Origin of the sequence: Secundilactobacillus angelensis (genome assembly GCF_012641075.1) — a bacterium.
In the GTDB taxonomy this organism is placed as follows: Bacteria; Bacillota; Bacilli; order Lactobacillales; family Lactobacillaceae; genus Secundilactobacillus; species Secundilactobacillus angelensis.
On the sequence record NZ_JAAXLJ010000101.1, the window covers coordinates 1 to 291 of the forward strand.

At 37.8% G+C, this 291-nt stretch carries 1 protein-coding gene; it reads right to left on the reverse strand.

Annotation, left to right across the window (positions count from 1 at the left end; translation table 11 throughout):
• Positions 1-12: 12 nt before the first annotated feature.
• The coding region (locus tag HC026_RS13220; RefSeq protein WP_168926225.1) for an IS30 family transposase at positions 13-291 on the reverse strand (279 nt) is incomplete at its 5' end.

Consider the following 291-nt stretch of genomic DNA (forward strand, 5'->3'; position numbering starts at 1 on the left):
CAAATTACAAGTTTAATCCGAACAAGCCCGGAAACTTTCAATGGCAGTCTGTTGATGATGGATTTTTAATGGTCGTTGATTAATAAGCTCAAGTGCTGCTAGGATTTCATCAGTCGTTATCTGGTCAAAGTTAGTCTTTTTCGGGAAAAACCAACGTAACCGTCGATTGAAATATTCATTGGATCCCCGTTTCCATGGTGAATACGGGTGACAAAAATAAACTTTAATCTGATAGTCTTGTTCTATGGATCGATAATCGGCAAACTCCTTACCATGATCAACAGTTATAGA